Annotated in this window: 23 protein-coding genes; 16 read left to right on the top strand and 7 right to left on the bottom strand. The window is 52.3% G+C overall.

Features of this window, described 5'->3' with window-relative positions; genetic code table 11:
• Window positions 1-41 precede the first annotated feature (41 nt).
• Genes NYE33_RS34200 through NYE33_RS34190 form a run of 3 tightly spaced genes read right to left on the bottom strand, consistent with a single transcriptional unit; the run spans window position 42 to window position 3,395 of the window.
• The gene (locus tag NYE33_RS34200) at window positions 42-2,405 is read right to left on the bottom strand and encodes a carboxypeptidase-like regulatory domain-containing protein (RefSeq protein ID WP_341069775.1); all 2,364 of its coding nucleotides are present in this window, start codon (window positions 2,403-2,405) and stop codon (window positions 42-44) included.
• Complete coding sequence (locus NYE33_RS34195) at window positions 2,395-2,739, bottom strand: hypothetical protein (RefSeq protein WP_076242330.1); 345 nt, start codon at window positions 2,737-2,739, stop codon at window positions 2,395-2,397. The genes NYE33_RS34200 and NYE33_RS34195 overlap by 11 nt, the downstream gene beginning before the upstream one ends.
• Window positions 2,736-3,395, bottom strand: coding sequence for an RNA polymerase sigma factor (locus NYE33_RS34190; RefSeq protein WP_341069772.1), 660 nt, complete (start codon window positions 3,393-3,395; stop codon window positions 2,736-2,738). The genes NYE33_RS34195 and NYE33_RS34190 overlap by 4 nt, the downstream gene beginning before the upstream one ends.
• A 281-nt stretch (window positions 3,396-3,676) precedes the next feature.
• Here NYE33_RS34190 and NYE33_RS34185 point away from each other — a divergent pair, with 281 nt between their 5' ends.
• From NYE33_RS34185 to NYE33_RS34170, 4 genes are all read left to right on the top strand, one after another.
• Window positions 3,677-4,432, top strand: coding sequence for a YjgB family protein (locus NYE33_RS34185; protein WP_336100494.1), 756 nt, complete (start codon window positions 3,677-3,679; stop codon window positions 4,430-4,432).
• Between the two features lie 233 nt (window positions 4,433-4,665).
• Entirely contained in the window at window positions 4,666-5,820 is a 1,155-nt protein-coding gene (locus tag NYE33_RS34180) for a winged helix-turn-helix domain-containing protein (RefSeq protein WP_341069768.1), read from the top strand.
• Between the two features lie 86 nt (window positions 5,821-5,906).
• Window positions 5,907-7,196, top strand: a complete 1,290-nt coding sequence (locus NYE33_RS34175; protein WP_341069767.1) for an MFS transporter — start codon at window positions 5,907-5,909, stop codon at window positions 7,194-7,196.
• Window positions 7,197-7,277: 81 nt separating this feature from the next.
• Complete coding sequence (locus NYE33_RS34170; RefSeq protein WP_341069764.1) at window positions 7,278-7,853, top strand: histidine phosphatase family protein; 576 nt, start codon at window positions 7,278-7,280, stop codon at window positions 7,851-7,853.
• 344 nt (window positions 7,854-8,197) lie between these two features.
• Here the strand turns inward: NYE33_RS34170 and NYE33_RS34165 are convergent, their stop codons facing one another.
• From NYE33_RS34165 to NYE33_RS34155, 3 genes are all read right to left on the bottom strand, one after another.
• The gene (locus NYE33_RS34165) at window positions 8,198-8,977 is read right to left on the bottom strand and encodes a TatD family hydrolase (protein ID WP_341069761.1); all 780 of its coding nucleotides are present in this window, start codon (window positions 8,975-8,977) and stop codon (window positions 8,198-8,200) included.
• A 25-nt stretch (window positions 8,978-9,002) separates the two neighbouring features.
• Window positions 9,003-10,127: a stalk domain-containing protein gene (locus tag NYE33_RS34160; RefSeq protein WP_341069759.1), complete on the bottom strand. Its 1,125-nt coding sequence runs from the start codon at window positions 10,125-10,127 to the stop codon at window positions 9,003-9,005.
• Between the two features lie 208 nt (window positions 10,128-10,335).
• Window positions 10,336-10,872 carry a DoxX family protein gene (locus NYE33_RS34155; RefSeq protein WP_042134203.1) on the bottom strand — a complete coding sequence of 179 codons (537 nt, stop codon included), beginning with the start codon at window positions 10,870-10,872 and terminating at the stop codon, window positions 10,336-10,338.
• A 341-nt stretch (window positions 10,873-11,213) separates the two neighbouring features.
• Between NYE33_RS34155 and NYE33_RS34150 the strand changes: the two genes are divergently transcribed.
• From NYE33_RS34150 to NYE33_RS34140, 3 genes are all read left to right on the top strand, one after another.
• A complete protein-coding gene (locus NYE33_RS34150) occupies window positions 11,214-11,630 on the top strand; it encodes a MarR family winged helix-turn-helix transcriptional regulator (RefSeq protein WP_039307558.1) in 417 nt (138 codons plus the stop codon).
• Window positions 11,631-11,803: 173 nt separating this feature from the next.
• Window positions 11,804-12,709 (top strand): DMT family transporter, encoded by a 906-nt coding sequence (locus NYE33_RS34145; protein ID WP_341069757.1) that lies wholly within the window; start codon window positions 11,804-11,806, stop codon window positions 12,707-12,709.
• Between the two features lie 264 nt (window positions 12,710-12,973).
• Window positions 12,974-13,156: an aspartyl-phosphate phosphatase Spo0E family protein gene (locus NYE33_RS34140; protein ID WP_039307562.1), complete on the top strand. Its 183-nt coding sequence runs from the start codon at window positions 12,974-12,976 to the stop codon at window positions 13,154-13,156.
• A 7-nt stretch (window positions 13,157-13,163) separates the two neighbouring features.
• Here NYE33_RS34140 and NYE33_RS34135 read toward each other — a convergent pair whose 3' ends face one another.
• Window positions 13,164-13,739, bottom strand: a complete 576-nt coding sequence (locus NYE33_RS34135; protein WP_042134209.1) for a TetR/AcrR family transcriptional regulator — start codon at window positions 13,737-13,739, stop codon at window positions 13,164-13,166.
• Between the two features lie 183 nt (window positions 13,740-13,922).
• On the opposite strand from NYE33_RS34135, the gene NYE33_RS34130 reads away from it, so the two are divergent.
• The 9 genes from NYE33_RS34130 (at window position 13,923) to NYE33_RS34090 (ending at window position 22,749) form a co-directional block, all read left to right on the top strand.
• Window positions 13,923-15,125 (top strand): MFS transporter, encoded by a 1,203-nt coding sequence (locus tag NYE33_RS34130; protein WP_340947734.1) that lies wholly within the window; start codon window positions 13,923-13,925, stop codon window positions 15,123-15,125.
• 193 nt (window positions 15,126-15,318) lie between these two features.
• A complete protein-coding gene (locus NYE33_RS34125) occupies window positions 15,319-15,882 on the top strand; it encodes a sigma-70 family RNA polymerase sigma factor (protein ID WP_042134211.1) in 564 nt (187 codons plus the stop codon).
• A complete protein-coding gene (locus NYE33_RS34120) occupies window positions 15,879-16,778 on the top strand; it encodes a DUF4367 domain-containing protein (RefSeq protein ID WP_042134213.1) in 900 nt (299 codons plus the stop codon). Before NYE33_RS34125 ends, NYE33_RS34120 begins: the two co-directional genes overlap by 4 nt.
• 299 nt (window positions 16,779-17,077) lie before the next feature.
• Window positions 17,078-18,160, top strand: coding sequence for a LolA family protein (locus tag NYE33_RS34115; protein ID WP_042134215.1), 1,083 nt, complete (start codon window positions 17,078-17,080; stop codon window positions 18,158-18,160).
• A 182-nt stretch (window positions 18,161-18,342) separates the two neighbouring features.
• On the top strand, window positions 18,343-19,524 hold the full coding sequence (alr, locus tag NYE33_RS34110) for an alanine racemase (protein ID WP_042134217.1): 1,182 nt from the start codon (window positions 18,343-18,345) through the stop codon (window positions 19,522-19,524).
• 212 nt (window positions 19,525-19,736) lie between these two features.
• Window positions 19,737-20,018: a CopG family ribbon-helix-helix protein gene (locus NYE33_RS34105; protein WP_039307597.1), complete on the top strand. Its 282-nt coding sequence runs from the start codon at window positions 19,737-19,739 to the stop codon at window positions 20,016-20,018.
• 3 nt (window positions 20,019-20,021) lie between these two features.
• The gene (locus NYE33_RS34100) at window positions 20,022-20,372 is read left to right on the top strand and encodes a type II toxin-antitoxin system PemK/MazF family toxin (RefSeq protein ID WP_019913013.1); all 351 of its coding nucleotides are present in this window, start codon (window positions 20,022-20,024) and stop codon (window positions 20,370-20,372) included.
• 202 nt (window positions 20,373-20,574) lie between these two features.
• Entirely contained in the window at window positions 20,575-21,216 is a 642-nt protein-coding gene (locus NYE33_RS34095) for a TetR/AcrR family transcriptional regulator (RefSeq protein WP_341070090.1), read from the top strand.
• A gap of 321 nt (window positions 21,217-21,537) precedes the next feature.
• Window positions 21,538-22,749, top strand: a complete 1,212-nt coding sequence (locus NYE33_RS34090) for an MFS transporter (RefSeq protein ID WP_042134223.1) — start codon at window positions 21,538-21,540, stop codon at window positions 22,747-22,749.
• Window positions 22,750-22,782: the final 33 nt, after the last annotated feature.

Here is a 22,782-nt window from a genome sequence, read left to right as displayed (position 1 = left end):
CCGCTCCTGTTCTATCCCCTTTACCCTGTTCTGGATGTGGATTAGTCCACCTCCAGAACAGCCTTCATGAACGTTTTGAGCGCGGAATCCCCGCTTTCTCTGGTCCATTCCCTGAGCTTCCCGGACCTTGCTGTGTATAGCTTCAGCATCTGTTCCAGCTCCCGGTCAAAGAGCTCCGGCTGTCCCGTACGCTCTGCCTTCATCAGGGTTATCAGCTTCGCCCAGTTAACTGGGCTGGAGCCGGGACTATGCTGGGGATAACGCTGAGCAAGCTTTAGTACGGCATCGAGCGGCTGTCCCGCCGCCAGCTCTGCAGCCAGATAGCTGCCGGTGAAGCGGTGGCTGCCATCCTCCTCCAGTGAGGCGACGAATTGCCTGCGGGCTTCGTCCAATTTCCCCTGGTACATCAGCGCGGTAGCGTTAATTCCCTGATCATAGCTGTGCGGTTTCTGATCACGCAGCTCAAGAAACCAGGAATAATAATGATTGTAGCTTTTCCAGTCGGACTGCTCATAGTAGTAATGCGCCAGGTTGAAGACATAGTCTGCAGTCGGACGCAGCTCTACAAGCTTCACTAGCAGAGGTATCGTTGCGGCCTCTAAGGATTTGTCTTTAGTATAGGAAGCCTTGGCTGTCATGAGATGAACCAGCATCTTGAGGGCATGATCATCCTGCGGATCTCCGGCATAGTCGTGGCGGTACGCTTCCAGTGACTGCTCAAGCTTCTGCGCTTTAACCAGCTGATCGGCAGCGGTAAGACTGCGTGAATGTAAATAGAAGAAAGGCAGATTGCCGACGTTGTCCTCGTTCAGCCGGTAGCCATTGCTGCGGGTAATCACCCGTCCGGATTCATCATAGGCTTCGATGCTCCACGAGAAGCGGCCGCTTGGATCGGCGAAGCCGAGCAGAGACGAAGGCTCAACCGATTCCCAGCCTTCTCCGCTGCTGCTGGTGGAGAAGCCGCCGCTGCTATACAGCTCTGTTACTGGGATGGAAACCTTATTACCCGTGATATGCTGGCGGATTACATAACTGAAGGTGCTGCCTTCCGCTGAGACTGTGCCGCTGAGACTGTATGAGGCGGCATTCCGGACAGTTTCCCACTCGAATTCTACAGAATCACCTGTAAGGATCTGCGAATTCACCGGTGACTTCAGCTCCAGCAAGGGCTGAAGGTCAATATTGTGGGTCAAACGGTCATTTGGATTGATTTCGATCCAATCATCCGCCTGTACAGGCCAAGTCCAGCCGTCGATCTGCTCAAAGCTCAGGCCCAAAAATAACTGATAATAGCCGGGAATGACGCCTGAGAAGGAAAAACGGCCCTGTGCATCTGTGACGATTTCATACGGCTCCGAGCCATATAACACACTATGATTAACTTCGCTCTCCGGCCGCAGGAAGATGCCTGCCCGGGAGACCGGAGTGCCGTCGCTGTAGGTTAGTGTCCCTGACAAGGTGGCAGGAGCAGAGTTTCCTGCTTCCGCAGCGGATAATAAAGCGTTCTGCATCAGGAGCAGTTGCCGCTCTGATTCAGAATGTGGCTCCTCCAGAAACTGTGAAGCTGCTGTAAAGGATTCCGGTGCGGATGCAGAGTCCCCCGTGGAGCCTTGGAAGTCTTTGGAGTCTTGGGAGTCCCCGCCACTCCCATCGTTCATCTCCTGATACTTCCGGTCACGGACCTCCTGGTAATTCTCCAGACCGTTGTTTATCAGCTTCAGCGCTCCGCTGCTGTCTCCCTCTGCAAAGAGCAGCCGTGCACTCAGCCAGGCCGAACGGGCATCTGATTCTTCTTCACCATAATGCCCCGGGGAGTCAGCCTGCACGAGCAGCACTTTTGCAGCCGCCCAATTCCCTGCACTCAGTGCCCGCTGTGCCTGAAGCAGGAGCAGCTCTCTGGCCAAAGAGGATTTGCTGCTAATTCTTGCAATAGCCTCCGTAAGGACCTTGTCTCCGTCACTTCCGGTGCCCAGGACATCATATTCATAGACCAGCTGTTTAGCCGCAGTAAGCAGATAGCGGTCTATAGGGCCTTCTAGCATATACTCTCTCAGGAACCGCAGCTTATCCCCGGGAAGCAGTAGGGAAGGGGGTTCTTCGTTATTGTTCTGGCTCCACTGGCTTGAGGAAGAACCGATATATACATTGTACTGATATGGAGGCCTCGCATTGCCGGGCTCAATGATCCTGGTACGGATAAGCGTCATACGCTTGCTGCCGGTGCTGGAATTCAGAGTGTTCAGCAGTTCCTGGCGTGCCTTGGCCCCGGTATCCGCTGTGGCGGAGGTTGCAGGCTGAACGGATGGCGCTGCTGCCTGCTGCAGAACACCCGGTAATAGTATCAACAACGTAAGCGGAAGCAGGACGAACAGCACCAGCTGTTTGACCTTGATTCTAATTTTCATGGCGTCTCACCGCCTGTTCATAAATGTCTTTCCAGTACGTATTGCCGCCGGCTTCAATCAGTTCCCGCTGGCCCTGTGCCGGCAGTGTACGGGCCTCATGTTCCGGGGTCCCGCTCTGCGGGTAGCAGAGGATCAGCGCACCTGCGATTAACAGTGCAGATAGCGCACCCAGTGGCTTGAGTGGAATTTCCAGCTCCTTATTCCATAGTGCCCGCAGGCGGGCCAGCGGTACGTTAGGGTGAGTCTGCTGCAGAACCCGTTCCTGTCCGCTGAAGGAGAGGCTGCTCAACTCTTCATCCAGACGGCGTTTGATGTGTTCTTGTTCACTGCTCATAGAACATGCCCCTCCTTCTCCAGAATCTGCTTTAGCAATAACCGTCCCCGGGATAACCGGGATTTCACAGTATTGTCAGGTAATCTCAACTGCCCGCTGATCTCACGGATGCTCATCTCATGGTAATAGTACAGCGTCAGGCATTCGCGGTAGATGTAATCCAGACTTCTTACAGCTTCACTTAGCTGCAGATTATGCCATTCTGCTATAAACAGCTCTTCTGCGCCTGCGGAGGCGCCTGCTTCATTCTGTACCCAGGCCCCGCCCTCCGGCGCAGGAAAAATATTTCGCCAGCTCCATGTCCGCTGTCTCATCCGGCAGCGGTTAACCACAATGGTGATCAGCCAGGGTCTCAGACGCTGAGGGTCCTTCAGCTGCCCGATTTTGGCATAGGCCTGAATGAAGGTATCCTGTACGGCTTCCTCGGCAGATTGCCGGTCACGCAGCAGCAGCCAGGCGGTCCTGAACAGCATATCCCCATATTGCTCCATCAGCTGGCGGAGAGCGGACTCATCCCTGGCTTTGATTCTCTCTATAATATCCAGATGAAGCTCCCCTCCCTTTATTAGTAAGATGCGTGCTGCGGGAGGAAGGTTGCGTGCCGCAGGGAAATAATTCCTGAATTGAAGGACTTGAGCAGCGAATATGCTTCTCAATTGCAGAAAGTGCAATAGAATCGAATTCCGGGTAATTTTTAGGGAGTTCTATTGTACTAAATGCAACAGATCCGGTAATGCAGCTTTGGGGGCGTTCTGCGGTGAGAGCAGCGCTGCAACTTCACGCGGCAGCATCATTCCCCAGCTGCTCCATGCCAAAAATGTTCTATAGAAGGAGCAGCCTGAGAAGGAGCATCGTGCAACCTTTAACGGGGACACTGCGTCATAGGATAACAGTTTAAACTTTAAAAGATGGTACCTATTACGAAGGAGATGGCATCATGATCACATCATTCAAAACGATAGCAGGCATAATTCTACTCGGCGGAATGCTCAGTCTAACGGCTTGTAATTCCGGTAAGCCGGATGCGGCGGATACCGGAGGGGCGGCTGCGCAAGCCTCGGAGCTTCCGGCGTCTGCACAGCCGGAAGGGAGTCCCGCCCCGGCGGCGGGCACGGAGCCGGCTGAAGCTGGCGGCGCTGCAGCAACAGCTGCGCCTGACGCAGGCGGCTCTGCTGCGGCCGCTTCACCAGCGGCCGCTTCACCAGCGGCTGCTGAGCCTGGAGCTGCGGCCGGGAACTCTGCGGCCGCCACGCCGCAGGAGCTGAGCAAGCAGCTGAAAGAGCTGCTGCAGCTAGCCAAGCAGGGCAAGGTGCCCGGCGTGGAATATGCTGCACACAGCGGACTCATTGATGATGTGGAAGCAGCATGGGGAGAGCCGGACACCAAAGAATCGGCAGGCAAAGGCATTTATTCCACGTATGCCGGCAAGCACGTGGTAATCGGCTTTAACAAGGGCAGCCAAATCTTTGATGTGCGTTCAAGCGCCTCCGACTTACAGAAGCTGACGCTGAAGCAGATTGAAGAAGTCCTCGGCAAGCCGGACGCTACCTCCGTGAACGGCAGTGATGACATTTATATATACCAGGCGGGCAAGCAGTATCAGCTCAAGTTCATCATTCCGGATTCAACGGGTACCGTGGATCATATCTCTGTATTCTCCGAACAGGATTCATTCAACAATATGGCAGGCTAGATCAGCCTCTATAGGTGTCCGGATTTACGGCAGCCGCTGTCACATAGGTAGAGCAAGTTTAAGAAGAGTCCCTTCGCAGCGGCAACTGTGGAGGGACTTTTCTCTTCTTGATCATCGGATACAAGTACCGGGCATTTGCCCTTCATGAATGCAGCTGCTGCTATCGTGCGCAGAACTTCTTGCTGATATAATCAGTTTATGGGTTGATCTGTAGAAAGAAGAGAGGCACAGCTATGCATCTGGAGTTGAACGGAAGCGAATATAAAGTATCTGCCGGCGGGTTAACCATAGAGCTGCTGCCCAAGGAGTTTGCGCTTCTGCAGTTTCTGTACCGCAACAGGGGGCGGACCTTCAGCCGCGAGCAGCTTCTCGATAAAGTGTGGCCGATGGAGTATCCGGTGGAACGGACCGTCGATGATCATATCTACCGGCTGCGCAAGAAGCTGCGCGGGCTGGGCGGGATTGATATCAAGACCATCCGCGGGTTCGGTTATAGCCTGGCCGTACCGGGCTCACCGGAAGGGGTAGCAATGACCCCTGCAACGAATGATCCGGAGCTGCGGGATACCATGAGTGAGGTATTCATGAAATTTCATATCTACGGTCAGGGCAAATCGATGCTGACCCTCGCGCGCCAGCAGGATATTCTCGGCTACGAGCTGGACCCGCATTATTCCATGGTCGTTCATTTCGTCCAGGGAGATTTGGAGTGGCTGATCTACACGGATGAGGTTCCGCTGAAGGACCGGCTTTTTTACCTCAACCTGTTCTACTTCTTCATAGGTGACCCCAAGGTGAAGGTGGAATACGCCGAGCGTCTGATTGAGCGGAAACTGCTGAACCCCCCTGAACAGATGGAACTGGAGATTCTGACCATGCTGGATCTCTACACATTGGCAGGCCAGCCGGAAAAAGCGCTGGAACGCCTAAAACGTTCCTATCAGGTAATATCCGAACCGGATTATGAGAACTTCGTTCCGGCGACGCAGATTACGGAGCTGTTCATTCATCTGGTGGCGGGAACCGGGGATGAGCAGCTGGATCGTATGGATGAAACCGTCAGCCGGACACTGAGGGGCAAGCCTTTTCTGCGGGAGATGGGCGGTTACAAAGTAGTAAAGGGACTGTGGGCGCTTCGGCGTGCACAGTGGGCAGAGGGAGAGAAACTGATACATGAGGGGTTGCAGGTGCTCGATATGTCCGGCTTTGTGCCGCTGCGCTTCTATTCGGTGTACCGGATTTATCATTTCTGCCGGATGTATCTGGCCGGGAGCTCCTTGGCGCGCAAGTATGAGAGCCTGTTTACAGCAGAGCTTGAAGCTTTTGGTCTGCTAAGGCTGGAACTGCCTCTCGAAAATCTGCTGCTGCCGCTGCTCGAATCCCCCTGATAATTCTCTGACAATTCTCCGTTACAGTAGGATCATGAATGTTTCGCACATTCAATGATATTACATGTAACCTGGAGGAATGTCAGATGGAGCTTACAACCAAGCAGGGAACCAGCCTGCTGCATAACAAAACGTACATGCGGGTATACAGCGCATTCGCCACGGCAAGCTTCGGCGACTGGTTCGATGCACTGGCTATTCAGGTGCTGGTCGGCTACCGCTGGCAGGCCGGGCCGCTGATGCTGGCGCTTATTCCGGTAGCGCTGGCGCTGCCGAGCATTCTGTTCGGCTCGATTGCGGGAGTAGCCGCCGACCGGCTGAACAAGCTGAAGCTGATGCGTGTCTGCGATCTGCTGACTGCGCTGCTGACTGTACTGGTGCTATTCGCCCCGAGCATGTTCTGGCTACTGCCTTTGCTGGCGCTGCGTTCAGCGCTATCCACGCTGAATATGCCTGCCCAGCAGTCTTTGACCCGCAGCCTGGTCAGAGAGGATCAGCTGCTGCAAGCCTCGTCGCTCAATGGGCTGGTTAACCAGGGCTCCAAAATTGCCGGCCCTCTGCTCGGAGGTCTGGCGCTCGCCTTCCTTACGCCGCAATGGTGCATACTGATCAATGCTTTGCTGCGCGGCTGTTCTTATCTGCTGCTGCTGTCCGTTAAGAACATCCGTACAGATGAAGAGGACAGCAAACAGCCAGAGGCGCCGGAAGACAAGATTCCGCTGCATACGATGTGGCGGGAAGGCTGGAGCTTCATGCTGCGCAGCCGGATTTTGCTGAATACTATGCTGTTTGGGCTGGCCGGGGCACTTGTACTTCAGGTGGTCGACTTCCAGTTCACCAGCCTGTTCCGGGTATTTGCACCGGAGCGGGAATCCCTGCTCGGCTGGATGGTAGCCGCTACCGGAGTAGGAGCTGTGCTGATCATCCTTCTGCTGAACAAGCTGAATCCCGAAACGGGATATAGCTGGAGGCTCGGCTCGGGATATGTACTGATCGGCGGTTCCATTGCTGCACTTGGATTGCTTCAGCCCGGCGCTTCGATAGTATGGGTTCTGCTGATCGGATTTGTACTGGGGATCGGAAACGGGGTATTCATGGTTACGTTCAATTATTGTCTGCAAAAAGAAACCCCGCCGCATATGACCGGCCGTATCTTCGGCATCCAGAACACCGTACTGAGCACGGTACTTATTGTTGCACCTTTATTAGGCGGCATACTTGTCCAGTATGTAGGCCCTGCCCGTATTTTTATCAACATCGGCCTTCTGCAGCTCCTTCTGGGTCTGGCGGGTCTGCTCTTCGGACGGCTGCTCTGGCCTGTGGCCAAGCTCAAGCTGGAAGGTGTACAGCCAGCAGCTGCAATAGAACAGGGGTAGCTTAAAGGCAGACAGTAAGTTTAAGATCAAGCCCTTCGGGGCTTTTTCTGCACTGCCACATTACATATTCAGGAGGAACCAATGACGACTTATATTTACATGGTGAGACACGGGGATTCACTCCGGACCGGGGTGGACGAATGGACGCGCGGCCTATCTCCTGTAGGGGAAGAGGATGCCCGCAGAGTAACAGCATGCCTGCGTAATGAAGGCATTAACGCGCTGTACAGCAGCCCGTATCTCCGCGCCATACATACGATTGCCGATTTGGCAAAGGTACTTGGGCAGGAAATTACCCTCGAGGAGGATCTAAGAGAGAAGGTCTGGATGGAGGGCAACCGGCAACTGCCGGACGAGGATCTGCTTATTTCACTTCAGGCGATGTATGCCGATCCGGACTATGCCCTGCCGGGCGGGGAATCGAACCGCGAATGCCAGGCAAGGGCGGTAGAAGCGTTGCAGGAAATCCTGCAGGCACATGAAGGAGAAAGAGTTGCCATCGGTACCCACGGGCTCGTAATGGCGCTAATGATGGGCTATTTTGCCCCGGAATATGATCTGGACTTCCTGCTGAAGACCACCAAGCCAGATATTTATGTCATGGCCTTCTCGGCAGGCCAGCTGACCGGGGTGGAGCGTCTTATAGTTAAGGGATGAGCATGGAGAATGGCCGGAAGAACGTACCAAGCCGCGGATGGGCTGAGTGCGTTCTTTGGCGCGAGGGAGGAGAGTGAGCATCTTAAGTTCGCTTGCATAAGCAAAAAAGTTGTACAAATTGCAACTTCGATCCATAGATATCCGGGCAATCCGGAGGATTGTTGTATGAAATACATTAATTGTCCCGCCAAACCGCCTGGAGGAGGAGAAATGCTGCCTTTTCTACAACAATTTGAGATTGCGGCCCATTTAATGCGGGAAATGTTGTAGTTTGTACAGGATTTGCTGGCGGTCGCCGCGGCACGGCGGAGTCCATCATTCACTGGGGTACGGTGACGGCTAAGCTACAGTCCGTAGAACCGCACCGTATTCGCTGTTAAAATAGCCTTCGCCTCGCTCCCGGTATAACCATGCAGCGCTCCCCAGGCGGCGGCAACGTCATGCACCATCGACGGATGGGTGGTACGCCCGGTGAATGGGCCTTCAAAAGGCCACGGACCATCGGTCTCCGCCATGACCAGCTCCGGCGGGTAGCGGCGTGCGAGATCCTGAATCTCCTGTTCATAGAGAATATCGGGAGTGAACGAGATATAATAGCCCCGGCTGATCATACGGTCGACAGTAACTCCCGGGCCCTTGAACCAATGGAAATGGGCCCGGGTAATGTGATGCTGTTCAAGCAAATCACATACGGTCCAGGCATCTTCGTAGACGGCATGCAGCACCACTGGTTTGGCTAATCGTGCCGCCAGACCAAGGAGTCTGTCCAGAAGCCGGATATAAGGTTCCATATCCCATGCTTCCCCGCGTTCTATAGCTTCGGTCCGGGAATAGTAGGGAAGCCCGATTTCACCTATAGCGGTCATATCCGGGGCATGGAGCGTGATCCAGTCCAGCAGCGCGGCCAGATCCTCTTCCGGCGGCAGCGGCTGCTCGGGATGGAAGCCGTAGGCGGGTCTCACCAGCCCGGGATAACGGGCTGCTATCCCCTGAGTACGCAGACTGGAGGCGAGGTTCATCGAGACAGCAATCAGCGCCTCAATGTCCTGCTCCGGCAGGTTCTGCAGCAAAGAGGATAACAAAGTCTCTTCATATTGGTCCAGATGAATATGGGCATCAATCATGCGTAATTGCTCCTTCCTCCGCAGGTTATTTCACTACAAATTGCTGAGTGGTATCATGCGGTTCAAAGGTGATGGATCCGAGCTCCATCCCCGCTGCGCCTGCCTTGTATACCAGCTTCAGCGTACCCATGCTCTCGGTCATTCCTACCATTAGGCTGGTATCCGCTAACAGCCTGCCGTCCTTCACCGAGTAATAGGTAACCGAACCAATACCGGCAGTCTTGCCGAAATATTTCAATGCTTCTTCTGCACGGTCCGGAATTCTCATTGTTACTTTGGACGGGGTTGCTCCTTGGAGCTCAAGCTTCAGCAGCACATCGTTCTGATCTATTGAAATGCTGGAGGATACTACAGCAGAAGCCGCTTGGTCCGCTGCAGGCACGGAGAGCTCCTTCCATTGTTCAGGCTTGACCACATGTACTTCCTGAACTACCAGCGAAGTTCCGGTACCCACTGTGAACACAACCGTTACTTCAGGCTTCCCGTCAGAATCTATATCAGCATAGAAGAGCTGGGGCGGATTCGAGAAATCTCTGTCTACGGTCCAGTCGAAGCTGTGCTTCTTGCCGTTCACTTCCAGGATGAATCCTTTGTAGGTGTTGCCGTCCTTCAGCGAAGCATACAGCTTGACCTTGGCATTATCCCCGGCCACAACGAGGGGTTCAGCGGGAACCCTGACCGTTGTGCTGAGACTGCCCGGCGTAATCGCGACCCGGGTTCCTCCCGCTTCCAGCTCTGTGGTAGCACCCGTAAGCGAATTCATACTATCTGCCGGAATATATACATGTCCGGCCTTAAGAATAACAGGGGCCTCCAGGCTATCTTTATAACTTCCATCTGTTTGTGTATAGCGGACCTGGATAGAGGAGCTGCCGGGGGTAAGGACTTTATTATCCCAGCCAGTCGTGAGAGTAAGCTGCTTGAGGACATTATTCCATTGCAGCTGGACAGGGTAAAACTCCATCAGGGCAAGAGCCGGTACATATAATATCCCATTGGAATGAAATGGCGGAACTTGGGGAAGAACGGCTTGTCCGTCTACCTTAAGGGATAGAGGAGCTGCAGCAGAATGGGCAATATTTATGGATGAAGCCGCCGCATGGCCTGCTAGGAGCAGGGCGATAGCGGAAGCGGCAATTAATTTTTTCATAAGATAACCTCCGGAGTCTGGAAATTCCAATCCATTTTATTATAAATGAAAAACTCCGCTAGCGGGTCACGTTCTGTTAACAAAGATAAGACAAGCCTGTTACGGTTACCTGCTCTGCGCGCTAAGCGTATGACAAAGACCCGCAGGAGAAGGAAGCGGATGCTGTCCTTTTCTTGCGGGTCCTTTAAGATACAGTCTATTAATTTAGTTATACGGAACGTTTCATAGCCTGAACGGGAGCCAGAGGCCGGGCTGCGGGAGTATGATCCTTCTTGTGGAACAAGCTGCGCAGGTAAGGGAGGACCCAATAATCAAGACCGATTCTGCCGGCATTGGCCGCCGAGACCACAATGATCATTCCCATAAGCAGCAGCTGGACGTTGGTGCTGACCGTGCCTGAGAGCAGGTAGGCAGAGTTCATAACGATTCCCATCAGAGCGGCGAAGGTAGTGAAGGTGCCCAGAATCAGGCCAAGTCCGACCAGAAATTCACCTGCAGGAACCAGCAGATTGAAGAAATTGACACCGGGAAGCGCCGCATGCTGCAGGAAGCTGCCCCACCAGGCTTGTACAGTGGCATCTTCACCGACACTTTTGGCAATGGCCCCTTTCAGGAAGCCAGAAGCATCGAAACCGCCGGTAAGTTTGTGCCAGCCTGCTTCAATCCATTGATAACCTACATATAGACGTACTATTGTGAGCAGCACCATAGCTGCTTTGTTTGTGCGAAACCAGTTGTTGAACATACTCTCCACTCCTAAAGTTTAGTTAGCATACCTTCTGCAAGTCACGTCGTTCATAACTCACTTCGGAAGCATTGGCTTAAGTTTTATTGGCTAACTGTCTGTGAGCTACCTATCCTGAAAATCTTTATCTGTGTATCGGATGATCATCTTCGATACCTTAATTTTAAGTGATTTTTTTCACAATTAGTGTGATATAAATCACAAAATCCAAATAAAATTTTATATCAAACTAAAATTTGATTAATATTTCATAAAATTTTCAATACCCGGATTATATATACTTTTAGAGGGCTGGACGAAGCCGCTTGACACCTAATTTATATAAATCTACCATATAAGATATGAATGAAAAAAATGTATTGGCGGTCATTGGCCGTATTCACCGACGCGGAAATAAGTTCATTGAACAGGAATTGAAAAAGCATGATATTCACGGCATCGCTCCATCGCACGGAGATATTCTGTATCAGCTGTTTGCCCGGGAAGCTCTTACAATGAACGAGTTGTCCCGTGGGATTGATAAGGATAAGTCTACGATTACGGCATTAGTGGACAAATTGCTGCGGCTGGATTACGTGAGACGGGAGCAGGACCAGCAGGACGGACGGATATTCAGATTATCTCTTACTCCAAAAGGACGGGAGCTGCAGCCGGTGTTCGAGGCGGTATCCGAATCGCTGCTGGAAGCGGTCTATGAGGAGTTCGCTCCTGAAGAGAAGCAGCAGCTGATGAGCCTGCTTGCCAAGATTAAGCTGTAATACAAGTGCATGCCGGAGAAGCAGGGTCTTTCGAGAACGAAAGGCTCTGTTTGCTGTGAAGAATAAGGGGGATATGCTCCGCCAGATATGATCTATCTACCAGAAGAGACAGCCGGTAATTCCGTATAATTAACACTAAATATCTATACATATACGCAGGAGGGATGGAGACAATGTTACGGACCCGAGGAATTATTATGGCCTCCGGCGGAGCGTTATTATGGGGAGTATCGGGGACGGTAGCCCAGCATTTGTTCCAGCAGGCCATGCTGCCTGCGGCCTGGCTGGTGACCCTGAGACTGCTGGTATCGGGAGCGCTGTTCCTGATGTTTACACTCCGCAAGGAGGGCTCGCAGGTATGGAAGCTGTGGCTGGACCGGAGATTCGTTCTTCAAATGCTGCTGTTCGGGCTGCTGGGCATGCTTGGGGTACAGTACACGTATTTCGCTTCCATTGAGTCAGGCAATGCTGCAATCGCCACACTGCTGCAGTATTTAGCCCCGTTGTTTATTCTCCTGTACACTGTTATCTGGAGAAAAACCAAGCTGGCTCCGCTGGATATCACCGGTGCGCTACTCGCGCTGGGAGGAACGTATTTACTGCTGACCGGCGGCGATTCCTCGGAGCTGACCGTTCCTCTGAGAGGCTTGATCTGGGGGATTCTATCCGCAGTGTCCTTGACGTTCTATACACTCTATTCCGGTCCGCTGCTTAAGCTGTACAGCACTTCACTGCTGATGGGCTGGGGGATGATTGTGGGGGGAGCGGGGATGAGTCTGATTCATCCGGTCTGGTCCGTACCGTCTGCTGATTGGTCGCTGTCTATCATTCTGGCTATACTATTCGTTATTCTGCTAGGAACATTAGCCGCATTCTATCTATACATCGGCAGTCTCCGCCACATTGCTCCGCATGAAGCCAGCCTGCTGTCCTGTACGGAACCGGTCTCAGCTATTGTCTCCTCCGTAATCTGGCTGTCCGTCCCCTTCAATCTGTACCAGGCACTGGGAGCGGGAATGGTTGTACTTATGACTGTAATGGTTTCTTTGAAATCACGGACTAAAGAGACCGCGAAATAAATCGAACGAAATCCCTGAATCCTTCCAATAACCATGCACAAAATCAAAAACCACCGGATGGGGAAGATTCCCGTATATCCGGTGGTTTTTTTATAAATATAAGAATTTATATGTTTCACATGATAACTTATCCTTCTATTTCTCGCTGAGACGGTACCGTCCTTACAAAAGGACGGCAAAGCCGTTTCCACTTGCCATACTGCATTGTACGGAGTACCCTGCAATTCGCCATATCCTTATAAAATATTTGCAGGAGGGAAGATAATGGATCATTTGGAAGCTATACAAAAGCATATCGAAGCAGAACGGACCCGGCTGAACCAGATGGAAGAGCAGCACGGCCGCCTGCATCCCAGTGTAATCAGACAGTCCAAAAAATTGGACGACCTCATTAATGAATATCATAAAGCGGATGCCATCGATAAAAACCGCGATCCTAAGCGTTAAACTGCAGTCAGGCCTGAATCCCCTCAAGCGCCAGCAAGACTAAGTTCCGGACAGATTCCTCGTTCAGTGCATCCCCCGTCAGCAATAACCGGTAAAAAATAGGCCCATAAATCAAGTCGATGCTGCTCCCGATGTCGAGCTCTTGCTTCAATTCTCCTCTGGCTACTCCCCGTTCAAGCAATTGCCAGGCCTCCTGGCGGCGCGGACCGAAATATCTGCTGCGGTAAGCCTCAGCCAGTCCTGCGTCAAATTGCCCTTCACCGATCAGTTCAGTAATGACTTTGCCTTCCCGGCTGGACAGGAACATGGCCAGATTTCCCGCATGAATCAGCAAGTCCTCCTTCACAGAGCCGCTGTCCGGTATAGGCAGCCTGGCGGTTGCGGCAAAAAGATATCCGTCCATCACTACCGCAGCTTTATTCGGCCACCATTTATAGATGGTCGCTTTGCTGACCTGAGCCTGTTCCGCGATTTTCTCCACCGTCACTGCACCGAATCCCATCTCCAGCAATAAATCATATGAAGCGTTCAGAATGGCATTCTTCGCCTCCGTATTGCGCGGCCGGCCTCTCTTCTTATCCATGGCTCGTTCCTCCTAATAGATTACTACATAGATAACCTGCGACATCCAAACTTAAGATCGATCTGTAACTGGAGTATAACATAAAAATGCCTATTTACAATACTGAACGTTTAGTATATTATTTGGTCATAGGAATTACTAAACTGTACGTTCAGTATTACAAATTGAAAGGTGGAGTTACTAATGAAACAACAAGCAGTATCCGCTATGAATCACAAAGCCGTTCCCGATTGGATCACATTTCTGCTCGCAGTATCCTGCGGACTGATTGTGGCGAATCTCTATTATGCACAGACGCTGGTCGGACCGATCGGGCAAGCCATTCATCTGTCTCCCGGAGCCACGGGGCTGATTGTGACGCTGACACAAATCGGTTATGTTGTCGGGCTGCTGTTCATTGTACCGCTCAGTGATATTATCGAGAACCGGCGGCTAGCTGTAACGTCACTAATTCTGGTTGTAGCTGCACTGGCAGCTGCGGCACTTGCACCGAATGCACCGCTGTTTCTTGCAGCCTCCATGTTTATCGGGCTGGGCTCGGTAGCTGCGCAGATATTGGTGCCGTATGCTTCCTATCTGGCAGCAGAGGAAGAACGCGGCCGTGTGGTAGGCAATGTGATGAGCGGACTGCTGCTGGGTATTATGTTTGCCCGGCCGGTAGCAAGCTTCATGGCCGGACTATGGGGCTGGAAGTCTATATTTGTGGTCTCAGCAGTTGTGATTGCGCTCCTGACCCTGCTTCTGTCCCGCATACTTCCGGCACGCAAGCCAGAACCTACGTTGAATTACGGCCAATTAATCCGCTCTCTGGGTACACTGTGGATGCAAACGCCGGTTCTACGGCGCCGGGCGATTTATCAGGCCAGCTTATTCGGTGCCTTCAGTCTGTTCTGGACGACAGTTCCTATGTACTTGTCCAGCTACTATCACCTGTCCCAGCAAGGAATTGCCCTGTTTGCACTGGCCGGTGTGGGCGGAGCAGTGGCAGCCCCTATTGCGGGCAGACTGGCAGACCGGGGCTGGACCAGACTGCTTACAGGTCTGGCCATCTCACTTGCCGCCGTATCCTTTATCTTGGCTTATCTGCTCCGGGATGATTCGAATCTAACACTCGGCCTGCTGGTTCTAACGGCCATTCTGCTGGACATGAGTGTATCCGGCAACCTGGTGCTGGGGCAGCGGGCGATTTATTCGCTCGGCAATGAAACAAGAGGACGGCTGAACGGATTGTTCATGGCGATATTCTTCGTAGGCGGAGCAGTAGGCTCCTCGCTGGGCGGCTGGGCTTATGCTTACGGCGGCTGGAGTCTGGCTACACTGATCGGGCTGGCCCTGCCGGTGCTGGCTCTGGTGTACTTTTTGACCGAGAAGAAGAATCTGGTTTAAGACCGGGAGCATGGTGTTCAGCAATAATCCGCATAGCCGGATATTTCGAATATAACTAAAGTAGGCAGGGGAGCTTCGATCCTCTGTCTTTTTTATTTTGCCGCGTGATGTAATGGAATCGGGATGAAGAGCGTACTAGCTCATGTAAATTACTTGGCCAAGTAAATTCAGCCTGGAAGGAGGGCCTCTAAGGATGCAAGAGCGCGCATTGCTGCCTTTGATTCACGGAAGAGTTCAAGAAAAGACGGAAACCGAGCTGGAGTTCACAGCGGTTTTTGAAACCTACTATAAACGGATATTCAATTATATTGCCTACCGGGTGAACTGCCGTTATACCGCTGAAGACCTGGCCAGCCAGGTGTTCGAGAAGACATTGTCCAAGCTGCCCGGCTACTCTCCGGAGAAAGCTCCGCTGGAGGTATGGCTGTTCGCCATTGCCAGGAATGTAGTGAATGACTATTACAGAAGCCGCGCCAGGCACCGGTTCTTCTCATTGGATGCAATCCGGGAGCTGGTATCCGGCAAAAAGGAGCCTGAAGACCTGATTCTCGAAGGCGAGCGAAGTGACAGGCTCAAGCTGGCGCTGGATACGCTCAGTGAGAAGGAGCGGAATATCATCGCGCTGAAATTCGGGGCAGATCTTAAGAATACAGAAATTGCGCTGGTCACAGGAATGACGGAGAGCAACGTTGGGGTCATTCTCTATCGCAGTATGCGGAAACTGAAATCTGAAATAGGGAGTGTGGAAGGGCTATGAAGAACAAGCAGGAGACAGCGGATTCGCTTGAGCTGCTGGAGCTGGAACAATTTCTGGCACAGCAGGACTTTTCCCGGGACTCCGATAAGGCAGCCATTCTCCGCCAAGTGAGAAGCCGCTCATTACAGGAACAGGAGGAATTAAAGATGAATATTAAACAACGGTTTAGACGTCCGGCCATGATCGTGGCTTCCCTTCTGGTGGCAGGGATAGTAAGTGTTTCCTTCGTCAGACCTTCTTTCGCGGAGGAGATGCTGGAGAGGGTGCTAATGTCGGTAAATCTGGGACACATTGAGGTAAGTCAGATGGATGCGAGCGTTCCGCCGGTGTTCCCGGATGCCTGGAAGGGCAAAATATTTGATCAGGAAGGCAATCCGGTCAATTCCTTCCGCCCCATGCCGGAAGCCATCTTCAATGCAGCCGGTGAGGCCATAGTGGATTTTGACGGGGATCAACTGATTACACTGAGCGAGCAGGAGCAGCGGGAGAAAGAGGAGGCAGCGCATAAATTTGCTGTCAAGGAGCCTGCGGAGCTGGACAAATACGCCCTCTTCAAAGTAAAGCTGCCGGAATATCTGCCTGAGGGCTTCGCCTTCGACCATGGAGAATTCTTCAAGGGCGAGGAAGGCGTGAACGGTCAGGTTGTTGAATTATTCTTCTCCAGCAAGGAGAAGGGGAAGCGGATCTGGATGCAGCTGCGCCTGGCCAATGAGGACAACGCCTTTGCAATGTCGACAGAGGGTACGGTAGAGCAGGTGAAGATCAAGGGAACCGATGCGGTTCTAGTCAGTGGCAGAGGTCTGGACTGGGAAGCAAACGGAGTACTGTACGGCCTCAGCACCCGCGGCCTTGACCGGGCTGAGGTAATGAAGATCGCAGAGTCCATCAACTGGTAAGCAGGCAGGAGCAGAGAAGGGAACAGGTACCAGGAACAGGATGAATCACAGCACCAGACTGCAACCCCCGAGCGTAGCGGGGAACGCGGTCCGGTGCTTTTTGAAATAGCGTTTCTATTATATAAGAAGTAATAAGAGGAACCATACATAGATTGTAAGATTCCCGGGAGGCCGGAGCGGATTCGGGGCCGGATGAATACTTCTCCGCCTGCTTGTCATGCCCGTCTGCATATTGAGGCCAAGTCCTTCATAGACATGTACTAATCAATGCATTCAAAACAGGTTAAGGGGATGATGTCATGCGCCGGATAACATGGGTACTCGCGATCATTATGAGCGTGGCCTTAGTATTGACGGGGTGCGGGAAGAAGGATGCCGCCTCTGTGGTCAAGGATTTGAATAGTGTGTCTGACAAGCTGGAGAGCAAGCAGGGAGCTTATCAAGGCTCAGGCACGATGACCTTGTACACCGGGGAGCAGCCGCAGGAATACAAAGTGGAAGTGTGGTACAAGAATCCGTCCTACTACCGGATCAGCCTGTCCAATGTCCAGAAGGATGTGAAGCAGATTGTGCTGCGCAATGATGAGGGCGTATTCGTTCTGACACCAAGCCTCGGCAAAAGCTTCCGGTTCCAGAGCGACTGGCCGGACAGCCAGGGACAGGTATATCTGTACCAGACGCTGCTCAAGGGAATTGTCTCTGACAACAACCGCCAGTTCGTAGAGGACGGGGACAATTATGTGTTTGAGGTAGCAGCGAATTATCAGAGCAGCGCGCTGGTCCGCCAGAAGATCTGGCTCGCCAAAAAAACCTATGAACCAAAGCAGGTTCAGGTATCGGATTCCGAAGCCAAGGTTGTCGTTAACGTGACCTTCGACAGCTTCAAGTTTGATCCGGAATTCGCCGCAGATTCTTTTGATATGCAAAAGAATATGGCCACGGGCTCACCTTCGGAGAGCACTGTAGCTGAGGTGGATGAGAACGGTAATCCGGTAGTGGCGGAAGACGGGGAACAGGCCGTCCAGCCGGTTGCGGCAGAAATGGGTGACTTCGGAATCATCGAGCCGGATTATGTTCCGGCAGGCGTGAAGCTGAAGGATACGAACAAAATTGAAGGCAGCAAGGATCATGCGGTGCTTATCCGTTATGACGGCATCTACCAGTACACCATTATGGAAGCCCGTCCGCTGGACCGTGCGGTATCGCTGGCTCCAGGCAGTGTGATCGATCTCGGGTTCACTTGGGCACTTCTCAGCGGAGACGAGCAGCAGACATTGACCTGGATGAATGAGGGTGTCGAGTACCGGATTACGAGCGATAATCTGCCAGTTACGGAAATGATGCAAATTGCCGCTTCTATGGAGGAACAATCGGGTAAATAAATATCAGTAGGCGGATACTGCGCAACGTGGGAAATATTCCTCTACACGCAGTATCCGTTTTTTTGCTGGTTCTGCTCACATTGACAGAGGCCTTCTCTAAGCATTACCATTGCAGTAAGACCCCAAGTTCTATGCGATTTCAGCGTAGATGTTTTACTACAATGTAAGAAGGTGAACCTGAAGTGCAAGCAAGCTATCGACCGACAGTAGCCGAGATCAATCTGGATGATTTGCGTGCCAATTATGAGGCTTTCCGGGCGGCACTGCTGCCGGAGACCAAATTCATGGGATGCGTCAAAGGAAATGCGTACGGACACGGTGCCGTGGAAGTGACCCGGGAGCTGGAACGACTTGGAGCGGATTATGTTAGTGTCGCCTTTTTGGATGAGGCATTGGAGCTGCGTCAGGCGGGAATACTAATTCCTATTCTGGTGCTGGGCTACACCTCCCCTGAAGGAATAGCCGTTGCCTGGAAGAATAACGTTACCGTAACACTGTTCACACCGGAAGTACTGGAAGCTGTTAGAGCGCTTCCTGTAGAGAAGGAGCACCGGCTGAAGGTGCACATCAAGATTGACAGCGGGATGGGCAGGCTGGGATTATTACCGGCCGATGCACCTGCTTTCATTGCTGAAGTGCATTCAGTAGCGCAGGCGGAGCTGGAGGGCATGTTTACTCATTTTGCTAAGGCAGACGAACAGAACAAAAGCTATACACTGATGCAGCACCGACGTTTCATGAGCGTGGCGGAAACGCTTCGGGACATGGATATTAAGATCCCGATCATACATACGGGCAATAGCGCTACGGCCATTGATACACCTCTCTTATCCAGCAACATGGTGCGTGTAGGCATAAGCTTGTACGGATTCTATCCTTCAAGTGAGGTGAACCGCGAGCTGGTGGCTTTACACCCGGTAATGACGCTGAAGACGCAGGCTGTCTATATCAAGACCCTGCCGCCTGACTCAGGCATCAGCTACGGCACCCGGTATTTCACGGACAGCGATGAGGTAATCGCTACGCTTCCCGTGGGATACGCTGACGGATATTCCCGCATGCTAACGGGCAAAGCGGAGGTGCTAATACGCGGACGCCGCGTTCCTGTCGTCGGAACAATCTGCATGGACCAGTGTATGGTATCACTCAAATCTTTCGCTGAAGAAGCGGAACAAATCAAAGCTGGCGAAGAGGTTGTACTCATCGGCCGCCAGGGAGCCGTGTCGATCACGGCAGACGAACTGGCGCTCCATCTTGGGACGATTCACTACGAAGTCATCTGTATGCTGGCTCACCGGGTGCCCCGCGTATATGTACGCGAAGGCATGTTACCCAACCTCGTGAATCCCTTGCTGCAGACTTGAAGCCCGGACCAGGGGACCTTGTGCAGGAATTGAAAATAAGGACTAACCCGTATAGAGCGTGTGACTTATAGTCTATACGAACCGCCATTTCTAGTTTATAATGGGATGCAGCATACTTGATATACTGGCGGCATATATTCCTTGTATAAAATTCCTTGTATATTGTAACACTGGAACACAAGGGCAGAAGGTTTGTGGGGGTGGAAGAGAAGGTGGCCAATTTGCAGAACACCAAAAGAATCATGATCAGCTTGCCCGATCATCTCTTGCAGGAAGTGGATGGGATCGTTCAATTGGAGAACTCTAACCGTAGTGAATTGATCAGGCAGGCCATGAAGCTGTACTTGACCGAACGGAGGAAACGTACCATCCGGGAGTCGATGCAGCGGGGATACATGGAAATGGCTAAGATTAATTTGACCATGGCAAGCGAGGCCTTTCTCGCAGAGGAAGATGCAGACAGTACTCTTGGCCGCTTAGTAAGCGGGGTGTAAATATTGATTGTTAAACGCGGCGACGTTTTTTTTGCCGACCTTTCACCGGTCGTGGGTTCAGAGCAAGGCGGAGTTAGGCCGGTACTGGTCATTCAGAACGACATTGGCAATCGCTTCAGCCCGACTGTAATCGTGGCAGCTATCACTGCCCAGATCCAGAAGGCCAAACTGCCGACGCATGTGGAGATTGATGCGGCTGCCCATGGCTTTGACCGGGATTCCGTTATATTGCTGGAGCAGGTTCGGACCATTGACAAACAACGCTTAACCGATAAGATCACCCACCTGGACGATGAGACCATGAAGCTGGTGGATGATTCGCTGCAAATCAGCCTGGGTCTGATTGACTTCTGAACCTTATAGGGCTATGACATCAATAATTGTACTAAAAGGCATGCCGGAGATTGTATCCGGTATGCCTTTTTTACAAGGATAAGAATGAATACGTTCGGGGTCAACGGAAAGTAGCGGAGTAATGCTTGAAGATAATGCCCCGCTGTGTGGGTTATTTGGCAGTTCCACCGGGTGTTGTGCAAGGGCTTGACCTTATGTTACAATTAGACCGGTCAGTCGGTCTATAGGGGGGATACATATCAAAGGACGCTCGGATGGAGAAGAAACCAAGAACCGTATTCTGCAGAATGCTTCACATTTGTTCGCACATAAGGGTTATGGTGCGGTAAGTATGAATGAAGTCTGCATAACTGCCAAGGTCAGCAAGGGCAGCCTGTATCACCATTTTCCCAGCAAGGATGAACTGTTCCTGTATGTGGTGGAGGATGATACCCAGAAGTGGCTCTGTGAGTGGGAGGAGCTGCGGAGCAAGATCACCGGGACGGAAGCCAGGCTGTTCGCGCTGGGAGATCATTACGCGAATGACTTCCAGAATCCGCTGATTCATGCACTTGAGGAATACGCCAGATCCCGTACGCTTACCGATGATATGCGCCAGCGGCTCTCGCAGATCTACGAATCTGCTTCACAGGCCTGCCGTGACCTGCTTCAGGAGGGTATGGATTCCGGATATCTGATTCCAGGCAACCTGGACAACTATGTGACCATCGTCAGCGGGATGCTGGAAGGGATCGGCAGGGTCAGCGAGATTACAGCACTCGCCAAGGGGCCTGAGGATATCAGGGAATATTACCGCGGGGCCATTCAGCTGCTGCTTCAAGGACTGCGTACCCGGGAGAGCTGAACGGTAAACGGGATTTTTAATCCACAAGCAGAAACGGCTAAGCTTCATTCATAGGAGCTTATGCTTCCGAGGCATCGATATTGCATATCGCTTTCAGGCTGTTTCTGCGTGAAAGCTAGGGATAATTTTTTGCGTTGCGAAGCGTATAAATTATTATATTTTAAATAGACCGGATGGTCGGTCTTGTCCACGGCGTTATGCAAGCAGCTGTACCCGCGCCGTTATGAGTTCTTCGCCCGTTAATGGGAGAGACTGTTATTACATGAAATGAAGCACACCTGGAGCCTGAAGATTTGCCCGGGAATTACGGAGGGATTTACAATGTCATTATTACTAAGAAACCGGGGCGCGATGCTGCTCCTGATGTTGAATATATTTTTGGCGTTCACGGGAATTGGTCTAGTTGTCCCTATTATGCCGACCTACATGAATGAGCTGGGCATTGGCGGGAGTGTTGTCGGACTGCTGGTGGCCGCTTTTGCCCTGACGCAGCTGCTGGTATCACCGTTTGCCGGGAACTGGTCGGACCGGATGGGCCGCAAAAAAATCATTATCGCCGGACTGATTGTCTTTGCCTTGTCGGAGCTGCTCTTTGGTCTGGCTAATGTGCCTTGGCTGCTCTTCGTATCCAGAATGCTCGGCGGTGCGGGTGCGGCGATGATTATGCCGGCGGTTATGGCTTATGTTGCGGATACGACCTCTTCTGAAGAACGCGCCAAAGGTATGGGCTTGATCAATGCGGCCATTACTACGGGATTCATCATCGGGCCGGGAATTGGCGGATATTTGGCTGAGCTCGGCATCCGGGTACCCTTTTTCGTCGCTGCCGGAGCGGCTGCCGTTGTCGCACTCATTACTTTTGCCGTTCTGCCGGAATCACTGTCTGCGGAGAAGCGTGATGTAGCGAAGTCTGATGAGGGTAACAAGGAGAATCTGGGAATGCAGATGCTGCGCTCTTACCGCGAGCCTTATTTCTTCGGTCTGGTGATCATATTCGTGCTCTCCTTCGGGCTGGCTAATTATGATACAGTGTTCGGGCTGTTTGTGGATCATAAGTTCGGGTTCACCCCCAAGGATATTGCGTTCGTCCTGACGTTCGGTTCCATCGCGGGTGCGGTGGTTCAGGTTACGGTGTTTAGCTGGATTTTGAACCGTTTCGGCGAAAATAGAGTGATCTCCATCTGTCTGCTCATTGCCGGACTGTCTATCTTCCTCACGCTGTTCGTTCACGGGTTCGCAGCTATTGTTGCAGTGACCTTCATCGTATTCTTGGCGATGGATATTCTCCGCCCCGCCGTCGGTACGCAGCTCTCCAAGATGGCGGATGAATCGCAGCAGGGGTTTGTCATGGGGATGAACTCTGCCTACACCAGTCTGGGCAATATTGCCGGCCCGATTGTTGCCGGAATCCTGTTCGATATGGATGTGAATTTCCCATATGCGGCGGCTGCGCTCGTCATGGTGCTCTGCTTCCTCATGTCGCTGAGTTACGGGCGGCGGAAACGGAGCCGGCGGAGTGCGGTGATGCGGTAAATGGAGGGGAAGGTTGGATACCTATATAACCAT

Source organism: Paenibacillus sp. FSL R10-2199 (genome assembly GCF_038000235.1).
In the GTDB taxonomy this organism is placed as follows: Bacteria; Bacillota; Bacilli; order Paenibacillales; family Paenibacillaceae; genus Paenibacillus_AQ; species Paenibacillus_AQ phytohabitans.
This window is presented reverse-complemented; position numbering and strand designations above follow the sequence as displayed.